This is a genomic window from Saccharolobus shibatae B12 (assembly GCF_019175345.1).
In the GTDB taxonomy this organism is placed as follows: Archaea; Thermoproteota; Thermoprotei_A; order Sulfolobales; family Sulfolobaceae; genus Saccharolobus; species Saccharolobus shibatae.
Window position 1 is genome coordinate 146,022 of the sequence record NZ_CP077717.1, and the last position, 16,683, is coordinate 162,704.

Genomic DNA, 16,683 nt, shown 5'->3' on the forward strand with positions numbered 1-16,683 from the left:
TTGTTAGAAACTTTGAATAAATTAAAAAGCCAGTCATTTGGTTAGTAATATATGATTAAGGATTTCTTTATATTAGACTTCTCTTATGAAATCAAAGATAACATTCCACTAATTTACATTTGGAGCATTGATGATGAAGGAAACAGTTGCGTAGTCGTAGAGAGAAATTTTAAACCATATTTTTACGTCGTATACGAGGGTAATGGGGATGAAATAATTGAAAACATAAGAAAGAATTGTGAGGTTCTCCTAATTACTAAAGTTAAAAGGAAATACTTAGGTAATGTTGTAGATGCTCTACTTGTTCAAACTTTCACACCTACTCAAATTAAGAGGTGCAGAGAAAAGATCAGTAGGATAAATGGTATAAAAAGTATTTTCGATGCGGACATAAGGTTTACTATGAGATATTCAATCGATTTCGATCTAAGACCATTTACTTGGTTTAAGGCTGAAGTAAGTGAGGTAAAGCTGGAGGGTTTTCGTGCAAAAAAAGTATATATTTTAGATAAAATTCTTTCACACTATGAGGGTAAGATACCAGAATTAAGGGCTATTGGGATCGATTTTCAGATCTATAGTAAATATGGATCCTTGAACCCTAGAAAAGATCCAATAGTAGTTTTGAGCTTGTGGAGCAAGGAAGGTAGTATGCAGTTTAGTTTAGACGAAAGCATGGATGATCTTAAAATTATAAGGAAATTCGTTGACTACATATTGAATTATGACCCCGATATAATATATGTCTTTGACGTAGACGTTTTTCATTGGAAGTATATTACAGAAAGAGCCAACTCGTTAGGAGTGAAAATAGATATAGGAAGGAAGATAGGTTCTGAAGTAAGTCAGGGTACCTATGGGCACTACTCGATTTCAGGAAGACTTAACGTAGATTTAGTTGGTCTGTTAATGAATGAGAGATTAACTGGTCATATAGATTTGATTGAAGTAGCGAATTATTTAGGTATATCTCCTAAACGTGACTCCTTAAATTGGTATGAAATTTCAAGATATTGGGATGACGAGAAGAATAGAGATCTAGTCAAACAATATAGTTTAGAAAATGCTAAATCCATTTATCTATTAGGCAACTTTCTATTATCGCCTTATAGTGAACTGGTTAAGATAATTGGTCTACCTTTAGATAAATTATCAGTAGCTAGTTGGGGAAATAGGATCGAGGCTTCACTAATAAGGACCGCTGCAAAATCTGAGGAATTAATCCCAATTCGAATGGATAATCCTAATCGTTCTTCAAAAATAAAGAAGACCGTTATTGAACCAAAAATTGGTATCTATAGCGATGTTTATGTTCTTGATATATCATCAGTTTATCTATCAGTAATAAGGAAATTCAATATAAGTCCAGATACTCTAGTCAAAGGGCAGTGCGATGATTGTTATGTGTCCACAATCTCTAATTACAAATTTAAGAAAGAACCGTCAGGTCTTTATAAAACATTTCTGGAAGAATTAAGTAATATTCAAGATACTAGAAAATCAAAGGTAATTGAAGAATTAATGTCATCATTTTATGATTATATTCATTGGATAAATTCAAGATGGTACTCAAGAGAGATTGCAAGTGCGGTAGACGAGTTAAGTTATGAAATAGGTAAGTTGGTTATAGATCTAATTAAAAACTCAGGTTTCGAAGTGATTTTAGCTAATGACTTTTTAGTATTTGTGAAAGGAGGATCTGGAGATAAGCTGAATGAATTGATATTTAAGATAAATAGCCTATACGATCTTAACCTTAAGGTAAGGAAGATCTACAGATCATTATTAATCTTAGGTAATGATAGGTATGCAGGGTTATTAGAAGGAGATAAGATAGATATTGCAAGAATAGGTAAAGAGGATAGGGATCTTTGTGAATTGGTTAGGAATGTAAAAAGAAAAGTTGTAGAAGAAATATTAATTAGTAAAGATGTTAAGAAAGCAGTAAAGTTAGTTAAGTCTGCTGTAATCAAGTTGAGGAGAGGGGAATTTGATATTGGGGAATTAATAACTTGGGTTCACATAGAAAAAGATTTTAGTGAGTACGATAAACAACTACCTTTTGTAGTTGCTGCAAGAAAGGCTATTCAATCTGGTTATTTAATATCTAAAGATTCAAGAATTGGTTATCTTATAGTAAAGGGTCATGGTAGTGTCCATGATCGTGCAGAACCTTTCTTCTTTGTCAAGGAGAAAAACAGAATAGATATAGAATATTACGTTGATCAACTACTCAGAGAATCTCTAAAGGTACTCACACCTTTAGGAGTAAGTGAAGAGAGTTTGAAAAAAACTAATATAACTGATATACTAGATATGTTCGGGGCTTCTAAGAAGAAATAATGTCGGTAAATGTTAATATATCGACGTTTTGTGGTCTCTTGTTTATTCCACCTATTCTAGCTCCTATTATCATCTTAATATTCTTTTGAGAGGCTAGATCTAGTAGTCTTTGAGTTATAACTCCATCAAATACTATATATGCTACTTTATTATCTTCGTAAGCCTCTAGCTTAGGTATTATATCTCGCACTTGAACTTTCTCAATTAAATTCCAATTATTATCGTAGAGAACACCCTCTAAAGTACCAGGAAGTTTTTTGATCTCTTCTAAAACATTCTGTGGTAAAGTTATCTGCACTAGCTGTTGTGTAGCTTCAGGTTGTATTGGTTTTTCTTCTTTTGCAATCACATTTTTAGCTATCGCTTGTTCTGCCTCCTGAATCTTCTTTAGATATTGAGTTAATGGCATCATATTAGATAGTGCTTTTGCGATCTCCTTCCCTGTTAACTCTTCTACTTCTCTCCCTACTGGTGCTCTTGCTACAAAATCTATCTTTACATTATTACTCAATAATTCTTTGAGTATTAGATCTCCACCATGATCTCCATCTAAAAACGCTATTACTGTCTTCTTCATCTTGGATAAGCTAACTACTGTTTCTGGTATCCTTGATGTTGCCCCTTCTACAGCTATTACGTTTTTATAACCATATCTTAGTAAGTTTATTACATCAGCTCTTCCCTCTACTATAATTAAATTAGGATCCTTATCCACATCTGGACCAGCGGGTAATCTTTCTGGTCCATACTCTGTTATTTCGCCTACCTTTACTGCACTGCTTATCTCGTTTATTACTTCCTTTATATCTAGTGATTTCTCTTTACTCCAGCTTGATAAGATTCCCTTTGCTCTTTCTATGATTTTTTTAAGTTTTTCGGCCCTAATGTCTTCTATTTCTATCAGTTCAAATTTTGAATTATATGGTCCTACCTTGTCTACGCTTTCAACCATTGCAGCAATTAACGCGGTCTCAATCCTGTCTAAGTTAGATGGTATTATTATTTCCCCTTCGCTTTTCCCTCCTTTAGTTTTAATCTCTACGATAATTCTTCCTAATCTTCCTTTATCTTGTAACTCTCTTAGGTCAAATTCGTCTCCAAATAAGTTTTCAGTTTGACCAAATATTGCGCCTATTACATCAGTTTTTTCGACAATACCTTCTACTTCAAATCTTAACTTTATATCATATTTCATTTGGAAGCTCACCTTTACATTACCTTGTTACACTTTTAGATATCTTCTGAATCATTTCCTCGAATTCGGGTTTCCTTTCTAAACTCTTTCTTATAGGTTCTAATATCTCATTTAATCTTCTCGCAGTAGCCTTCTTTAAATCCATCGGATGTATTTTTCCTTCAATATAAGCCCTTTCTAACTCCTCGTAATCCTTAAATTCAACGTCTCCACCATATCTAATATCTCTTTCAATCTTTACAAAATTATAACGTGGAAATATAATATACTTCAATATTTGAAGAATTGGATTATTTTCTGCTACACCTTTAGGACAATATGCACCCATTATCTTTCTCTCTACATCCTCTCTACTATCACTAACGAAAATCGCAGATTCTGGCTTTGACTTGCTCATCTTTATCTCAGCTTGTATGTCATCTTCTTCCATTCCCTCCGTTATGCTCATTCTCTGCCCTCCTTGAAGCCCAACTAAAAGTGGTGTATGTATCGATACTATCTTCTTCTTGCCCATTTTTTCTGCTACATCTCTTGCTAGCATGTGGGCTTTTCTCTGATCTGTTCCTCCTAGTGCAATATCTAAATCTAGGTAAAATATGTCACTAACTTGCATGGCTGGATATATCAGTTTTGATGCGTCTATTTCCGCTTCTTCTGCTCTTCTTCCCATTATTGTTAGTGCTCTTTTTATTCTTGCTAGACTAGCGTTCTTAGCTACTTTTATTACAAGAGCCCAATAATCTTTCTCCTTAACCATATCGTCAGCATCAACTATGTTTAACTTAGTTATGTCAACTCCGTAATTTTTTATTACTTCAACTGTGTAATCAGCTGCCATCTTTATTAGGTTTAGATCTCCACCTAACTTATCGTTAATCCACGCATGCCAAGTTGCTCTTAATAGGGTCATATTAACGCCTGCTTCTACTAAATCTTTCACTTTTTGCGTCCATATCAACCATCCAATGTGAAAGAGCCCACTTGGCTCAAATCCTATATAACCTTTTAATTTCTCTTTAGATTCTAATTTTTTCCTTAACTCATCTATAGTTATTATTTCAGCTGCATTTCTCGTTATAAGCTGTAACCTTTGATCGATACTCATAATCAGTTTCCCCAAAAAGTAAAAAGAAGTTTAAGTAAAAAAGCGCTAATCATCTTTGATTTGTTTCAAAAAGAGAACAACTGGGTGCGTATTTCCCAGCTTTTTCTCGAGATCATCTATTACATATTCAAAATCTAGGTCCGTCTCAAGTATTCTCCTTAGAAGTACTTTGATGAATAAGTAACTGTTTAACATTACTTTTTCATTTAAAACAAATTTGTGATCACTATCATCTTCATCTTTAAATAATTTAAACATAGTATAGTTATTACTATTATTGTTATTTGCCATTAAATTGTAAATGTAATCATCTACTAGTTTTTGAATACAACTTTCACTTTCACAATCATATAACTTTTCAAAAGGAGGTTTGTTTGTGGGTGGCAATTTTTGTCCCATATTTATTACGCTAATACTACTAAAAAAGCTATTATTATCCCGTTATTTTACGATAAACACGACCTTAATCACTACACAGATTCCTTTTGGTTACTAGCTGAAAAAATTAAGATATAGTAGTTTACTCTTATTGTATTTTAAAACCAAATACATCTAATCGTGTGATGGGAAAAATATATTATAATGGCATTACATTTTGCGTTTAATGGATTTGGAGGGAATAGTGAGAAGACTTTATCCAGACGTTGAAAAGGCAAAAACGAAACTAATAGATGAAATAAGGTTCTATAAGGGTGATAGGTATAATGTGGAGGAGATCTCTAACGTTATTTTGACTGAGGTTATAAATTCCATGAAAGCTGATAGCATATTTGGTTTTCCTAAAACTAACATAAAAGCTGGAGAAGCAGGATTAGGATCTAGAGGTATAGGAGATAATTTAATACATACCAAGTTATTTGAATTGGCTGGTAAACAAATCGAAGAATATGATGACGCGGGAATAAGGGAAAACATAGTTGTTTCTATAGATGGTATTCATTCGAGGCTCTCTTATTTCCCGTTCCTAGCTGGTTTCTATGCTACCAGAGCAACACTGAGGGATATAATGGTCAAGGGAGCCTACCCATTAGGCCTAATCGTGGATATACATCTTTCTGATGATAGCGATGTAGGAATGCTAATAGACTTTGAGGCAGGCGTTACTTCAATTAGCAAAGCTTTAAATGTGCCAATATTAAGTGGTAGTACGTTAAGAATAGGTGGAGATTTAGTTTTAGGAGATAGAATAAGCGGGGCCGTAGGTTCAATAGGAGTATTGAAGTCTAAGGATTTCTTAAGAAGAAGAGTAATGAAAGGATTGAAAATACTCATGACTGAAGGAAATGGTGGTGGGACCATTGCCACTACAGCCATCTATAATGGTATGCCCGATGTGATTTCGGAAACGCTTAACATTAAGGACCTAATTACCTGTATCGTAGTTAGGGATCATTTGTCAGGTAATGTTTATTCTATGACAGATGTTACTAATGGCGGGATACGCGCTGATGCCTTGGAGGTTTCAAAAATAACCAACTTAAGTTTTGTGATAGATGATGAGAAGTTTCTTTCATTAATAAATCCAAAAGTAAGAAAAATGCTAGAAGAGATTAACATAGACCCCTTTGGTATATCAATCGATTCAATACTTATATTTACTGACAACCCAGATTTAGTTAAAGAGAGATTAGCTCAACATAATATTAGAAGTGAAGTCATAGGTTATATAGATGATTTTAGACAATATCCTATAATTACATATGGAGGAAAGGAACTTAAACCACAATTTAGGGAAAGCCCTTATACTCCTATAAAGAAATATATTGGGAATTATTCTCCTTATAGCATAGAATATATATCAAGTCGTTTAGATTATGCTATAGCTGAGGCTAAAACAAAAATGGATAACGTATTGAAAAACTTAAAAACTAGTTTTACATAGACCATACAAGCTGATACTTAATGAGTCAACAGTTTAAGTACGTTGTTAGAATTTTTGGACAAGATGTAGATGGAACTATGAAACTACCTTACGCCTTAGCAATGGTAAAAGGAATTGGTTATAATACTGCTAAAGCAATGATACGAAAACTAGGGATGGATCCAAACGCGAGATTAGGTGAATTATCCGATGCTGATATAAAGAAAGTTGAGTCTGTAATAAGTGATCATACAATTAAAGGTTTACCTAGTTGGTTATATAATAGGCGTAAAGACTATGAGAGTGGCTTAGATCTTCATTTAGTTACTTCTGATCTAATCTTTTACGTAAGAAATGATATAGAAAGAGAGAAGAAGAGTAGGAGTTGGAGAGGAGTTAGGCATTCATTGGGCTTAAAGGTTAGAGGACAAAGAACAAGGACTACGGGAAGAACTGGTATGACTATAGGTGTAGCTAGAAAGAAAGCCGCACAACCCCAGGCTCAACAATCTTCTTCCCAACAACAACAGAAATCCTCTTAAGGTGATCTAGATGGGAGATCCGAAAAAAAGTAGGAAAAAATGGGAAAGTCCAGGTCATCCATGGATAAAAGAAAGAATAGGTTATGAGCAAGAACTGTTAGGAAAATACGGTCTAAGAAACAAAAGGGAAATCTGGATAGCACAGTCAATAATTAGAAAGTTTAGACACCAAGCAAGATCATTATTAGCATTGCCACCCGCAGAAAGGGCCGTCAGGGAGAAACAATTAGTCGGGAAGTTACTGAAGATGGGTTTGTTAAAGAGGGAAACTGCAACTGTAGATGATATTCTAAGTTTAACCGAGCAAGATCTATTGGAGAGAAGATTGCAAACTATAGTGTATAAGAAAGGATTAGCAAATACAACATATCAAGCTAGGCAATTAATAACTCATGGGCACATTGCGGTCAATGGTAAAAGAGTCACGTCTCCAGGTTATATTGTTAATGTAGATGAGGAAAATCTAATCGATTATTACGTTACTTCCTCATTTAAATCAAGACCACCAGTTATGGCACAACAAGAAGGAGGTGAAGTAGGTGTCAAGCAGGCGTGAAATTAGATGGGGAATAGCTCATATTTATGCGTCACAGAATAACACTCTAATAACTATAAGTGATCTTACTGGCGCGGAAATCATCTCCAGAGCTAGCGGAGGCATGGTAGTGAAAGCGGACAGAGAGAAATCATCTCCCTATGCTGCAATGTTAGCTGCAAATAAAGCTGCTAGTGACGCCCTTGAAAAAGGTATAATGGCACTTCACATTAAGGTTAGGGCGCCTGGTGGATATGGTAGTAAGACGCCGGGACCCGGTGCTCAACCTGCAATTAGAGCATTAGCTAGAGCTGGATTCATTATAGGAAGGATTGAAGACGTGACGCCTATTCCTCATGATACTATAAGGAGACCCGGTGGAAGAAGAGGAAGAAGAGTATAGGCGGCTTATACATGTCAATTAATTTACTTCATAAGGATGATAAAAGGATAGATCTAGTTTTTGAGGGTTATCCTTTAGAATTTGTAAATGCAATTAGGAGAGCGGCGATGCTTTATGTTCCAGTAATGTCTATTGACGATGTATATTTCATAGAGAATAACAGTCCTTTATACGATGAGATATTGGCACATAGGTTGGCTTTAATACCATTTACTTCAGAGGAAGCCTTAGATACGTATAGATGGCCGGAAGAATGTATCGACTGTACTGAAAACTGTGAAAAATGTTATACTAAGATTTACATTGAAGCGGAAGCGTTGAATGAGCCTAAGATGCTATACTCTAAAGATATAAAATCAGAGGATCCATCAATAGTTCCAATATCTGGAGACATACCAATTGTGCTATTAGGTGCTAATCAAAAGATATCACTTGAGGCTAGGTTAAGATTAGGCTACGGAAAAGAGCACGCTAAGTTTATACCAGTTTCTTTGGCAATAGTTAGATACTATCCGAAAGTTGAGATACTAGGAAATTGTGAAAAAGGAGCTACTGTTTGCCCAGAGGGGGTATTTGAATTAAAAGATGGTAAACTCTCAGTAAAGAACGAGTTGGCCTGTACCTTGTGTGAAGAGTGTTTAAGATATTGTAATGGCTTAATTAGAATTTCGTCTGTAGAAGATAAATATATTCTGGAGCTAGAAAGTGTCGGATCTCTTAAGCCAGAGAGAATTTTATTAGAGGCTGGTAAAAGCATTATTAGAAAGATTGAAGAATTAGAGAAGAAGTTGGTAGAGGTGATTAAATGAAGGTAACTGGTAGTACGAATATAATGGTTAGAAAGCTTATTAGAAATTTGGAAAAGTCTAAGAAGCCATTGTGGAGAAAAGTAGCTGAGGAATTATCGGCATCATCCAGAAAGAGGCCATATATTAACCTATACAAAATAAACAAGTACACTAAGACCAATGACATAGTTGTTGTTCCAGGAAAAGTCTTAGGTATAGGTAAACTAGATCACGTAGTAACAGTTATTGCATTAGATTTCTCAAAATCCGCTATAGAAAAAATTAGAGCTTCGGGAGGTCAGACTATGAGTATATATAAAGCTTTAGAAACCTTTAAGGATTTTAAAGGAAAAAGTGTGAGGTTGATGAAGCAATGAGTACGCAAGTTCAAGAGCAAGAAGTAGTAATTAACGCTGAAGGTCAGATCTTAGGTAGAATGGCGAGTAACATAGTTAGATTATTAAAGGAAGGTAAAAAGGTAATTATAGTAAATGGAGAAAAAGCAGTAATAAGTGGGGAGAAAAACAGAGTTATAGAGTCATATAAATTACTTTTAACAGTAAGAACGCTTTTTAATCCTTATAGAAATGGGATTAGAAGACCTAAATCACCGATAAATATAGTTAAAAGGACTATTAGGGGAATGTTACCTAAGAGTAGTAAGGGACGTAGAATGCTTAAGAACGTTAAGGTATATATTGGAGTACCGAAGGAATTTGAGGGGAGACAATTTATTAAATTCCCAGACGCTGATGTGAGTAGACTTAAAGGTAAGTATGTAACAGTAGAAGTAGTTGCAAAAGAGCTAGGGTGGAGTTGATGAGTGAGGAACAGAAAGTAGTTATTTCCAGCGCTAGAAGGAAGACAGCTAGAGCTACATGTTATATATTCCCCGGGAAAGGAAGAGTGTTCGTAAACAACATTCCAATTGAGTTAATACCAATAGAAATCGTAAGATTGAAAGTCATGGAACCATTACTTTTAGCTGGGAATGACATTAGATCAAAGATAGATGCCAAAATAGTAACTTATGGGGGTGGGATAATGGGCCAGGCTGATGCAGCAAGGATGGCTTTGGCTAGGGCATTGGTTAAGTTCACTGGTAGTGATGAATTAAAGAAAATATATAGGGCGTATGATAGGACAATGCTAGCTGGAGATCCAAGGCAGACGGAATCAGAGAAATGGATGAGATATAGCGCAAGGAGATGGAGGCAGAAATCGTATAGGTGAATCTAAATGATGATCCCAATTAGATGTTTTACATGTGGTTCATTGATAGCTGATAAGTGGCAGCCATTTATAACAAGAGTTAATGCAGGGGAGAATCCAGGAAAGGTTCTTGATGACTTAGGTGTAAAAAGATATTGTTGCAGAAGAATGCTTTTATCTCACATAGATATAATTAGTGAAGTAATCCACTATACTAGACCAATTTGAAAGGTGATCAATTTGAGTGAAAAGGAAGAAAGAGGAGGAGAATTAACTGAAGCAGAAAAAGAGGAGTTACGAAAATCCGAAAAAGGTACAATAATAGAATTATTAGTTCCAGTAGAGACTTATCTTTCGGCTGGAGTTCATATAGGTACTCATAGTTGTACTAAATATATGGAGAGTTTCGTATATAGAGTAAGAGCAGAAGGATTGTATGTATTAGATGTTAGAAAGATAGATGAAAGATTAAGAATAGCAGCTAAGTTCTTATCAAGGTATGAACCACAGGATATAATTGCAGTAGCGAGTAGGCCTTATGCATACAGGCCAGTCCAAAAGTTCGCAGAAGTGATAGGAGCTAGAGCATTGGTAGGTAGAATAATACCAGGAACTTTTACAAATCCATATTTATCAACATATACAGAGCCAAAGGTATTGTTAGTATCCGATCCTAGAACTGATACTCAAGCAATAAAAGAAGCTGCTAAGGTAGGAATACCGATAGTTGCTTTTGCTGATACTGATGCTAAAATCGATTATATTGATCTCATAATACCGGCCAATAATAAAGGTAGGAAATCATTGGCGCTATTATATTGGGCATTAGCTAGGCAAATACTCAGAGAGAGGAGGATAATTCCCCCAGATGGCGATTTGGCGGTACCAGTAAGTGAATTCGAGATGAGGCTTGTTCAATGAAGAGATTACCAGCGGTTGCAGGTTCTTTTTATGAATCAGATCCGAAAAAACTTAAAATGCAGATTGAGTGGTCATTCAGACATAATATAGGTCCAAGAGATATTCCTAAACAATCTTACGAGAAGAAGAAAAGAGATAATTTATTTTTTGTCGTGCCCCATGCTGGTTATATTTATAGCGGCCCCGTGGCAGCTCACTCATATTATTATTTAGTTTCAGAAGGTAGGCCAGATGTTGTGATAATATTAGGTCCTAATCATACCGGTTTGGGTTCTTATGTTTCTGCCTGGCCTAAGGGAGAATGGGAAACTCCGTTAGGTAGTGTGAAAATAGATGAAGAAATTTTAATGCAATTAATCAAGGAATCGGAAGTGATAGACTTAGATGAAAAATCGCACTTATACGAACATTCAATCGAGGTTCAATTGCCATTTTTGCAGTACTTTTTTGGTGATAACTTTAAGATGGTTCCAATTGTAATTATGATGCAAACCCCTGAAATTGCCGAATTTCTAGCAGATGCCATTTATAAGGTTATGCAGAAGAATCCAGATAAGGATATAGTAGTCTTGGCAAGTAGTGATATGAACCATTACGACCCACATGAGATTACGGTAAAGAAAGATGAGGAAGCAATAGAAAAAATTCAACAATTAGATTATAAGGGTTTATACGAGGTTGTAGAAGGTAAAGATGTTACTTTATGTGGTTATGGTCCTATAATGGTTAACCTAATCCTAGCTAAGAAGTTCGGTAAAAAAGCCTATATTTTGAAACATGCAACTTCTGGTGACACTTCGGGACCTAAAGATTCAGTTGTGGGTTATCTTGCAGCGCGTTTTGGGAGTTAGAGTTCCGTTTCTCGGAATCCCTATAAAAGGAATAAATAATCCGATTCTGGTGCTTGACGGAATCATAGAGTCATTAAACATTTTTGTGAGGACTGAGGCAATTGGCCAGTTTATAAGGCAATTTAATGAGGCAATTGGTTTTCAGTGCGTTAAGGAGGAGGAACATTGGGATTCCTCGATTCCCTTCTCTTCATATTATATTTACGTTACTGAGAAGTTGGCAAATGATGCTATAAGAAATTGTGAGGTCCCAATGAGTGAAGATGAGAAATTTGAAATCCTTCACCTAGTGGATGAAGCAATATTCCCCCAAAACTCTTTAGTTAAGGCACTCAGAACTTCACAACAACTTAATTCCCCCATCCTCTTTAGAGATGGTGAAGAACCAATTAGAATTCAATTAGAACCAATTAAAATTAAAGTAGTTTCCTCATACCCTTTTGATGGCAATCCTAAATATCTAGATAATTCGCTAATTCATCTAGCTGGTATTATTCCAGTTGAATATGTTGAGAGTAAAGCACGAAATCTAATAGAATTTGAAAATGGACTATGGAGTGCTATATATTCCTTACCGTATTTAAAAATAAATAATTGGAAATGGATATGGGATCTGAATTGGCTTACGATTATAGAGTTCTCAAATTAGGTGGAAGTCTAATCACATGCAAAGATCTCCCTAGGTGTGTTAGATTAGAATTGCTAAGAAAAATTTCGGAAGAAATTAAGAAATTCATTGATGAAAATCCTAACGAAAAGATTATATTATTACATGGTGGAGGGAGTTTTGGCCATTATGAGGCATCGATATTTGATGATAGTAGAACCGTAAGGACCTCTGAAGCCATGCAGGAGTTAAATTATATGATAACTAAACAACTGTTAAAAAGTGGTGTTAACGTTATTAGTATCCCTGGAAAATTCTATACTTTTGATATAGTGTTAAATGCTCTAGAGAAGGGCCTTGTGCCCTTGATATATGGTGATATTAAATTTGATGGATCCATAATTTCTGCAGATGATATGAGTATAGATATTGTGAAGAAACTCAATGCCAGATTACTTTTCGCAATCGATAAGGCTGGAATTTTAGGAAGGGATGGAAGAGTCATAAGCGAGTTAAGAAGGATAGATGAGGTTGGTAGATTGCTACAAGCTAATTATTATGATATTACTGGTGGAATAATTTCTAAGATACAAAAGATATTTGAAAACAATTTAAATGCTATGATTTTTGATGGGAGTAAAGCTGGAAATATATATTTAGCATTAAAGGGATATAATATAGGTACTTTGGTAAGAGGTAATCCGAATGCCTGATATAGTAAATAGAAAAGTGGAGCACGTTGAAATTGCCGCTTTTGAAAACGTAGATGGTTTATCTTCATCAACGTTCTTAAATGATGTAATTTTAGTTCACCAAGGATTTCCGGGGATATCATTTAGTGAAATAAATACTAAGACAAAATTTTTTAGGAAAGAGATAAGTGTGCCAGTAATGGTAACTGGGATGACAGGTGGAAGGAATGAATTGGGAAGAATAAACAAGATTATAGCAGAGGTCGCTGAAAAATTCGGAATACCCATGGGGGTAGGTAGTCAGAGAGTTGCGATAGAAAAGGCTGAGGCAAGGGAAAGTTTTGCGATAGTTAGGAAGGTAGCTCCTACAATACCTATTATTGCTAATTTAGGGATGCCACAACTAGTTAAAGGATATGGGCTAAAGGAATTCCAAGACGCCATACAAATGATCGAAGCTGATGCAATAGCTGTTCACTTAAATCCAGCCCAAGAAGTATTTCAACCAGAAGGTGAACCTGAGTATCAGATTTATGCTCTAGAAAAACTGAGAGACATCTCTAAGGAGTTATCTGTGCCGATTATAGTAAAGGAAAGCGGCAACGGTATTTCCATGGAAACTGCAAAACTTCTTTACAGTTATGGTATAAAGAATTTTGACACTTCTGGACAAGGCGGTACTAATTGGATAGCAATTGAGATGATAAGGGATATTAGAAGAGGGAACTGGAAGGCAGAGAGTGCAAAAAATTTTCTGGATTGGGGTGTACCAACTGCAGCGTCGATAATGGAAGTGAGATATTCAGTTCCAGATTCCTTTCTAGTGGGTAGTGGAGGCATTAGGAGTGGGTTAGATGCAGCTAAGGCTATAGCCTTAGGTGCTGATATTGCTGGTATGGCATTACCAGTGTTAAAAAGTGCTATAGAAGGTAAGGAAAGTTTAGAACAATTCTTTAGAAAGATAATATTTGAATTGAAGGCCGCCATGATGCTTACTGGTTCTAAAGACGTTGATGCGTTAAAGAAGACCAGTATTGTTATTTTAGGTAAACTTAAAGAGTGGGCAGAATATAGGGGGATAAATTTATCTATATACGAGAAAGTTAGAAAGAGAGAATAAAATGAGTGACGAATTAAGTTCGTATTTTAATGATATAGTTAACAATGTAAATTTTCATATAAAAAATTTTGTAAAGAGCAATGTTAGAACGCTTGAGGAAGCATCGTTTCATTTATTTACAGCTGGGGGCAAAAGACTTAGACCCTTAATTCTGGTTTCATCGTCAGACTTAATTGGCGGGGACAGGCAAAGGGCATATAAGGCAGCAGCTGCCGTGGAGATTCTTCACAACTTTACTCTAGTTCATGACGATATAATGGATAGGGATTACCTAAGAAGAGGATTACCAACTGTTCATGTAAAGTGGGGTGAACCAATGGCAATACTTGCAGGTGATTACTTACACGCCAAGGCTTTTGAAGCCTTAAATGAGGCTCTAAAAGGTCTTGACGGGAATACGTTTTATAAGGCTTTTTCCGTATTTATTAATTCTATCGAGATAATATCGGAAGGTCAAGCAATGGATATGTCATTTGAAAATAGAGTAGATGTAACTGAGGAAGAGTACATGCAAATGATAAAAGGAAAGACTGCGATGCTATTTTCATGTTCTGCTGCATTAGGCGGTATAATTAACAAGGCTAGCGATGATATAATTAAAAATTTAGTCGAATATGGATTAAATCTAGGCATATCATTCCAAATAGTGGATGATATCTTAGGAATTATTGGAGACGAAAAGGAATTAGGGAAACCAGTTTACAGTGATATTAGGGAAGGTAAGAAAACAATTCTTGTTATAAAAACTTTAAGTGAAGCTACTGACGATGAAAAGAAAATTCTGGTTTCTACGCTTGGGAATAGGGAGGCTAAAAAGGACGATCTTGAGAGAGCGTCGGAAATAATAAGGAAGTATTCATTGCAATATGCATACAATTTAGCTAAAAAGTACTCAGATCTTGCATTAGAACATTTGCGTAAAATTCCAGTTTACAATGAAACTGCTGAAAAGGCTTTAAAATATCTAGCGCAGTTTACCATTGAAAGGAGAAAGTAAATGAGCATATCAGGGATATTGCTTTCAATTTTTATATCCTTTTTCATAAGCTATATTACAACAGTCTGGGTAATAAGACAGGCAAAAAAGAGTGGGCTTGTAGGTAAGGATGTAAATAAACCAGATAAACCGGAAATACCACTAATGGGTGGGATAAGTATAATAGCCGGGTTTATAGCGGGATCCTTCTCCTTATTACTAACTGATGTAAGAAGTGAGCGAGTAATTCCATCTGTAATACTCTCCTCATTGCTTATAGCATTTCTTGGACTATTAGATGATATATTTAACCTTAGGCAATCAGTAAGAGCATTTCTACCAATTTTCGCATCAGTTCCGCTAATAGTTTACAGCGTTGGACACTCAGTAATATCAATTCCATTTTTAGGTCCAGTAAATTTCGGAATATTGTATTATGTCATAATAATACCTTTTGCGTTAACGATAGCATCTAATGCCTTCAATATGCTAGAGGGTCTAAACGGGTTGGGTGTAGGTATGGGGGTTATAATGTTATCTGCATTAGCGTATATAGGACTAACTCATGGTGGTCCTTCATACCAGGCTGGTTTAGTGGCACTTTCAGCAATTTTTTCATTAGTGGCTTTTCTGTTATTTAATAAATATCCTGCGAAAATATTTCCAGGTAATGTTGGCACGTATTTCATAGGAGCATTGATAGGAGCCATAGGAATTGCGGGTTTCATGTACACTGCATTAGCGATTCTCTATATACCATACGTTGTGGAGTTCATATTGAAGTTAAGAACAAAGTTTAAGGGCGTATCGTTTGGCAAAGTGGACTCTTCTGGTAGATTATATTGGGATGAAAAGCCTCATTCATTAACACATGTAGTAATGAAAATGGGTCGATTTAAGGAGTATCAAGTGGTTATAATTTTATGGGGAATAGAAGTAATATTCGCAATAATAGCTGTAATTCTACAAAGTGTAACAATAGTAATATAGTAGAACTCTTGGCCTTTATCAATACTCTTAAAAATCATTAAAGATATATATAGATGGGGCCAGGGAGGGTGGGGGATCTCGCCAATCCCTGTGACCCGCAAGGCGTAATGCGGGCACCAGTAACTCCTACTCTATGGTGTCTCCTATCTGTAGGTCCCAGTGGAGCTATGAAGGCTGCCCAGCGGGGCTTGGCGGTCGTAGGCTTCCTCTCCGGAGGGAGGGGAAGTACTACGATAGCTGGGGGAATCGGCGAGGCCCGGAAGGGAGCAGCCGTGCCTGGACGCCAGCGTTCGCTGGTCTACAGCCAGAGTGAAACTGGGGTAAGCCTATAGATAGGTAGGCCATGGAGTAGGGGGTCTGGCCCCATAAAGCATAAAAAGGGATAAAGCATACTATTAAAGTAGTGCCGAGGTCGCCTAGCCAGGTAGGGCGGCGGCCTGCTAAGCCGCTGGGGATTCTCCCCACGCGGGTTCAAATCCCGCCCTCGGCGCATATTTCTTTTCAATTTTGATTAAATTTCTAGTAACAAGGATCTATCGTTT

The 16,683-nt window shown here is 36.0% G+C and carries 20 protein-coding genes, 1 tRNA gene and 1 other RNA gene; 19 read left to right on the forward strand and 3 right to left on the reverse strand.

Features of this window, described 5'->3' with window-relative positions; all coding sequences use genetic code 11:
- The first annotated feature begins 51 nt into the window (after positions 1-51).
- Complete coding sequence (locus J5U23_RS01110; RefSeq protein ID WP_218266659.1) at positions 52-2,343, forward strand: DNA-directed DNA polymerase; 2,292 nt, start codon at positions 52-54, stop codon at positions 2,341-2,343.
- On the opposite strand, the gene dnaG is transcribed toward J5U23_RS01110, so the two are convergent.
- Genes dnaG through J5U23_RS01125 form a run of 3 tightly spaced genes read right to left on the reverse strand, consistent with a single transcriptional unit; the run spans position 2,330 to position 5,042 of the window.
- Entirely contained in the window at positions 2,330-3,538 is a 1,209-nt protein-coding gene (gene dnaG / locus J5U23_RS01115) for a DNA primase DnaG (RefSeq protein ID WP_218260998.1), read from the reverse strand. The genes J5U23_RS01110 and dnaG overlap by 14 nt on opposite strands.
- 19 nt (positions 3,539-3,557) lie before the next feature.
- Positions 3,558-4,643 (reverse strand): tyrosine--tRNA ligase, encoded by a 1,086-nt coding sequence (locus J5U23_RS01120; RefSeq protein WP_218266660.1) that lies wholly within the window; start codon positions 4,641-4,643, stop codon positions 3,558-3,560.
- A 45-nt stretch (positions 4,644-4,688) separates the two neighbouring features.
- Positions 4,689-5,042, reverse strand: a complete 354-nt coding sequence (locus J5U23_RS01125; protein ID WP_218266661.1) for a hypothetical protein — start codon at positions 5,040-5,042, stop codon at positions 4,689-4,691.
- A gap of 205 nt (positions 5,043-5,247) precedes the next feature.
- Between J5U23_RS01125 and J5U23_RS01130 the strand changes: the two genes are divergently transcribed.
- From J5U23_RS01130 to J5U23_RS01215, 18 genes are all read left to right on the forward strand, one after another.
- Complete coding sequence (locus J5U23_RS01130) at positions 5,248-6,525, forward strand: AIR synthase related protein (RefSeq protein ID WP_218266662.1); 1,278 nt, start codon at positions 5,248-5,250, stop codon at positions 6,523-6,525.
- A gap of 20 nt (positions 6,526-6,545) precedes the next feature.
- Entirely contained in the window at positions 6,546-7,046 is a 501-nt protein-coding gene (locus tag J5U23_RS01135) for a 30S ribosomal protein S13 (protein WP_218259073.1), read from the forward strand.
- A 10-nt stretch (positions 7,047-7,056) separates the two neighbouring features.
- Positions 7,057-7,602 carry a 30S ribosomal protein S4 gene (locus tag J5U23_RS01140; protein WP_218259074.1) on the forward strand — a complete coding sequence of 182 codons (546 nt, stop codon included), beginning with the start codon at positions 7,057-7,059 and terminating at the stop codon, positions 7,600-7,602.
- Positions 7,586-7,984, forward strand: a complete 399-nt coding sequence (locus J5U23_RS01145) for a 30S ribosomal protein S11 (protein ID WP_012712014.1) — start codon at positions 7,586-7,588, stop codon at positions 7,982-7,984. Before J5U23_RS01140 ends, J5U23_RS01145 begins: the two co-directional genes overlap by 17 nt.
- A gap of 11 nt (positions 7,985-7,995) precedes the next feature.
- Positions 7,996-8,793, forward strand: coding sequence for a DNA-directed RNA polymerase subunit D (locus J5U23_RS01150; RefSeq protein WP_218266663.1), 798 nt, complete (start codon positions 7,996-7,998; stop codon positions 8,791-8,793).
- A complete protein-coding gene (locus tag J5U23_RS01155) occupies positions 8,790-9,149 on the forward strand; it encodes a 50S ribosomal protein L18e (protein WP_218259076.1) in 360 nt (119 codons plus the stop codon). The genes J5U23_RS01150 and J5U23_RS01155 overlap by 4 nt, the downstream gene beginning before the upstream one ends.
- Positions 9,146-9,592: a 50S ribosomal protein L13 gene (locus tag J5U23_RS01160; protein ID WP_218266664.1), complete on the forward strand. Its 447-nt coding sequence runs from the start codon at positions 9,146-9,148 to the stop codon at positions 9,590-9,592. The genes J5U23_RS01155 and J5U23_RS01160 overlap by 4 nt, the downstream gene beginning before the upstream one ends.
- A complete protein-coding gene (locus J5U23_RS01165; RefSeq protein WP_218266665.1) occupies positions 9,592-10,005 on the forward strand; it encodes a 30S ribosomal protein S9 in 414 nt (137 codons plus the stop codon). The genes J5U23_RS01160 and J5U23_RS01165 overlap by 1 nt, the downstream gene beginning before the upstream one ends.
- Before the next feature lie 6 nt (positions 10,006-10,011).
- Complete coding sequence (locus J5U23_RS01170) at positions 10,012-10,212, forward strand: DNA-directed RNA polymerase subunit N (protein ID WP_012712019.1); 201 nt, start codon at positions 10,012-10,014, stop codon at positions 10,210-10,212.
- A 12-nt stretch (positions 10,213-10,224) separates the two neighbouring features.
- Positions 10,225-10,905, forward strand: coding sequence for a 30S ribosomal protein S2 (gene rpsB, locus J5U23_RS01175; protein WP_218259079.1), 681 nt, complete (start codon positions 10,225-10,227; stop codon positions 10,903-10,905).
- Entirely contained in the window at positions 10,902-11,756 is an 855-nt protein-coding gene (gene amrB, locus J5U23_RS01180) for an AmmeMemoRadiSam system protein B (RefSeq protein ID WP_218266666.1), read from the forward strand. Before rpsB ends, amrB begins: the two co-directional genes overlap by 4 nt.
- Complete coding sequence (locus J5U23_RS01185; RefSeq protein ID WP_218266667.1) at positions 11,683-12,405, forward strand: hypothetical protein; 723 nt, start codon at positions 11,683-11,685, stop codon at positions 12,403-12,405. The genes amrB and J5U23_RS01185 overlap by 74 nt, the downstream gene beginning before the upstream one ends.
- Positions 12,357-13,076 carry an isopentenyl phosphate kinase gene (locus J5U23_RS01190; RefSeq protein ID WP_218267469.1) on the forward strand — a complete coding sequence of 240 codons (720 nt, stop codon included), beginning with the start codon at positions 12,357-12,359 and terminating at the stop codon, positions 13,074-13,076. The genes J5U23_RS01185 and J5U23_RS01190 overlap by 49 nt, the downstream gene beginning before the upstream one ends.
- Complete coding sequence (fni, locus tag J5U23_RS01195) at positions 13,069-14,175, forward strand: type 2 isopentenyl-diphosphate Delta-isomerase (protein ID WP_218259082.1); 1,107 nt, start codon at positions 13,069-13,071, stop codon at positions 14,173-14,175. The genes J5U23_RS01190 and fni overlap by 8 nt, the downstream gene beginning before the upstream one ends.
- Before the next feature lies 1 nt (position 14,176).
- A complete protein-coding gene (gene gds, locus J5U23_RS01200; protein ID WP_218259083.1) occupies positions 14,177-15,172 on the forward strand; it encodes a geranylgeranyl diphosphate synthase in 996 nt (331 codons plus the stop codon).
- Positions 15,173-16,141, forward strand: a complete 969-nt coding sequence (locus J5U23_RS01205; protein WP_218259084.1) for an MraY family glycosyltransferase — start codon at positions 15,173-15,175, stop codon at positions 16,139-16,141.
- A 56-nt stretch (positions 16,142-16,197) separates the two neighbouring features.
- An RNA gene (ffs, locus tag J5U23_RS01210) (signal recognition particle sRNA) lies at positions 16,198-16,505 on the forward strand.
- Positions 16,506-16,546: 41 nt separating this feature from the next.
- Positions 16,547-16,631, forward strand: a tRNA-Ser gene (locus tag J5U23_RS01215).
- Positions 16,632-16,683 lie beyond the last annotated feature (52 nt).

Coding starts and splice junctions, on each gene's coding strand:
- fni (WP_218259082.1), top strand. CDS start 13,069: ATGCCTGATATAGTAAATAGAAAAGTGGAGCACGTTGAAATTGCCGCT.
- dnaG (WP_218260998.1), bottom strand. CDS start 3,538: ATGAAATATGATATAAAGTTAAGATTTGAAGTAGAAGGTATTGTCGAA.
- J5U23_RS01165 (WP_218266665.1), top strand. CDS start 9,592: ATGAGTGAGGAACAGAAAGTAGTTATTTCCAGCGCTAGAAGGAAGACA.
- J5U23_RS01110 (WP_218266659.1), top strand. CDS start 52: ATGATTAAGGATTTCTTTATATTAGACTTCTCTTATGAAATCAAAGAT.
- J5U23_RS01160 (WP_218266664.1), top strand. CDS start 9,146: ATGAGTACGCAAGTTCAAGAGCAAGAAGTAGTAATTAACGCTGAAGGT.
- J5U23_RS01120 (WP_218266660.1), bottom strand. CDS start 4,643: ATGAGTATCGATCAAAGGTTACAGCTTATAACGAGAAATGCAGCTGAA.
- J5U23_RS01140 (WP_218259074.1), top strand. CDS start 7,057: ATGGGAGATCCGAAAAAAAGTAGGAAAAAATGGGAAAGTCCAGGTCAT.
- J5U23_RS01125 (WP_218266661.1), bottom strand. CDS start 5,042: ATGGGACAAAAATTGCCACCCACAAACAAACCTCCTTTTGAAAAGTTA.
- J5U23_RS01135 (WP_218259073.1), top strand. CDS start 6,546: ATGAGTCAACAGTTTAAGTACGTTGTTAGAATTTTTGGACAAGATGTA.
- J5U23_RS01185 (WP_218266667.1), top strand. CDS start 11,683: ATGCAACTTCTGGTGACACTTCGGGACCTAAAGATTCAGTTGTGGGTT.
- J5U23_RS01170 (WP_012712019.1), top strand. CDS start 10,012: ATGATGATCCCAATTAGATGTTTTACATGTGGTTCATTGATAGCTGAT.
- J5U23_RS01205 (WP_218259084.1), top strand. CDS start 15,173: ATGAGCATATCAGGGATATTGCTTTCAATTTTTATATCCTTTTTCATA.
- J5U23_RS01130 (WP_218266662.1), top strand. CDS start 5,248: ATGGATTTGGAGGGAATAGTGAGAAGACTTTATCCAGACGTTGAAAAG.
- J5U23_RS01190 (WP_218267469.1), top strand. CDS start 12,357: ATGGATATGGGATCTGAATTGGCTTACGATTATAGAGTTCTCAAATTA.
- amrB (WP_218266666.1), top strand. CDS start 10,902: ATGAAGAGATTACCAGCGGTTGCAGGTTCTTTTTATGAATCAGATCCG.
- J5U23_RS01155 (WP_218259076.1), top strand. CDS start 8,790: ATGAAGGTAACTGGTAGTACGAATATAATGGTTAGAAAGCTTATTAGA.
- gds (WP_218259083.1), top strand. CDS start 14,177: ATGAGTGACGAATTAAGTTCGTATTTTAATGATATAGTTAACAATGTA.
- J5U23_RS01150 (WP_218266663.1), top strand. CDS start 7,996: ATGTCAATTAATTTACTTCATAAGGATGATAAAAGGATAGATCTAGTT.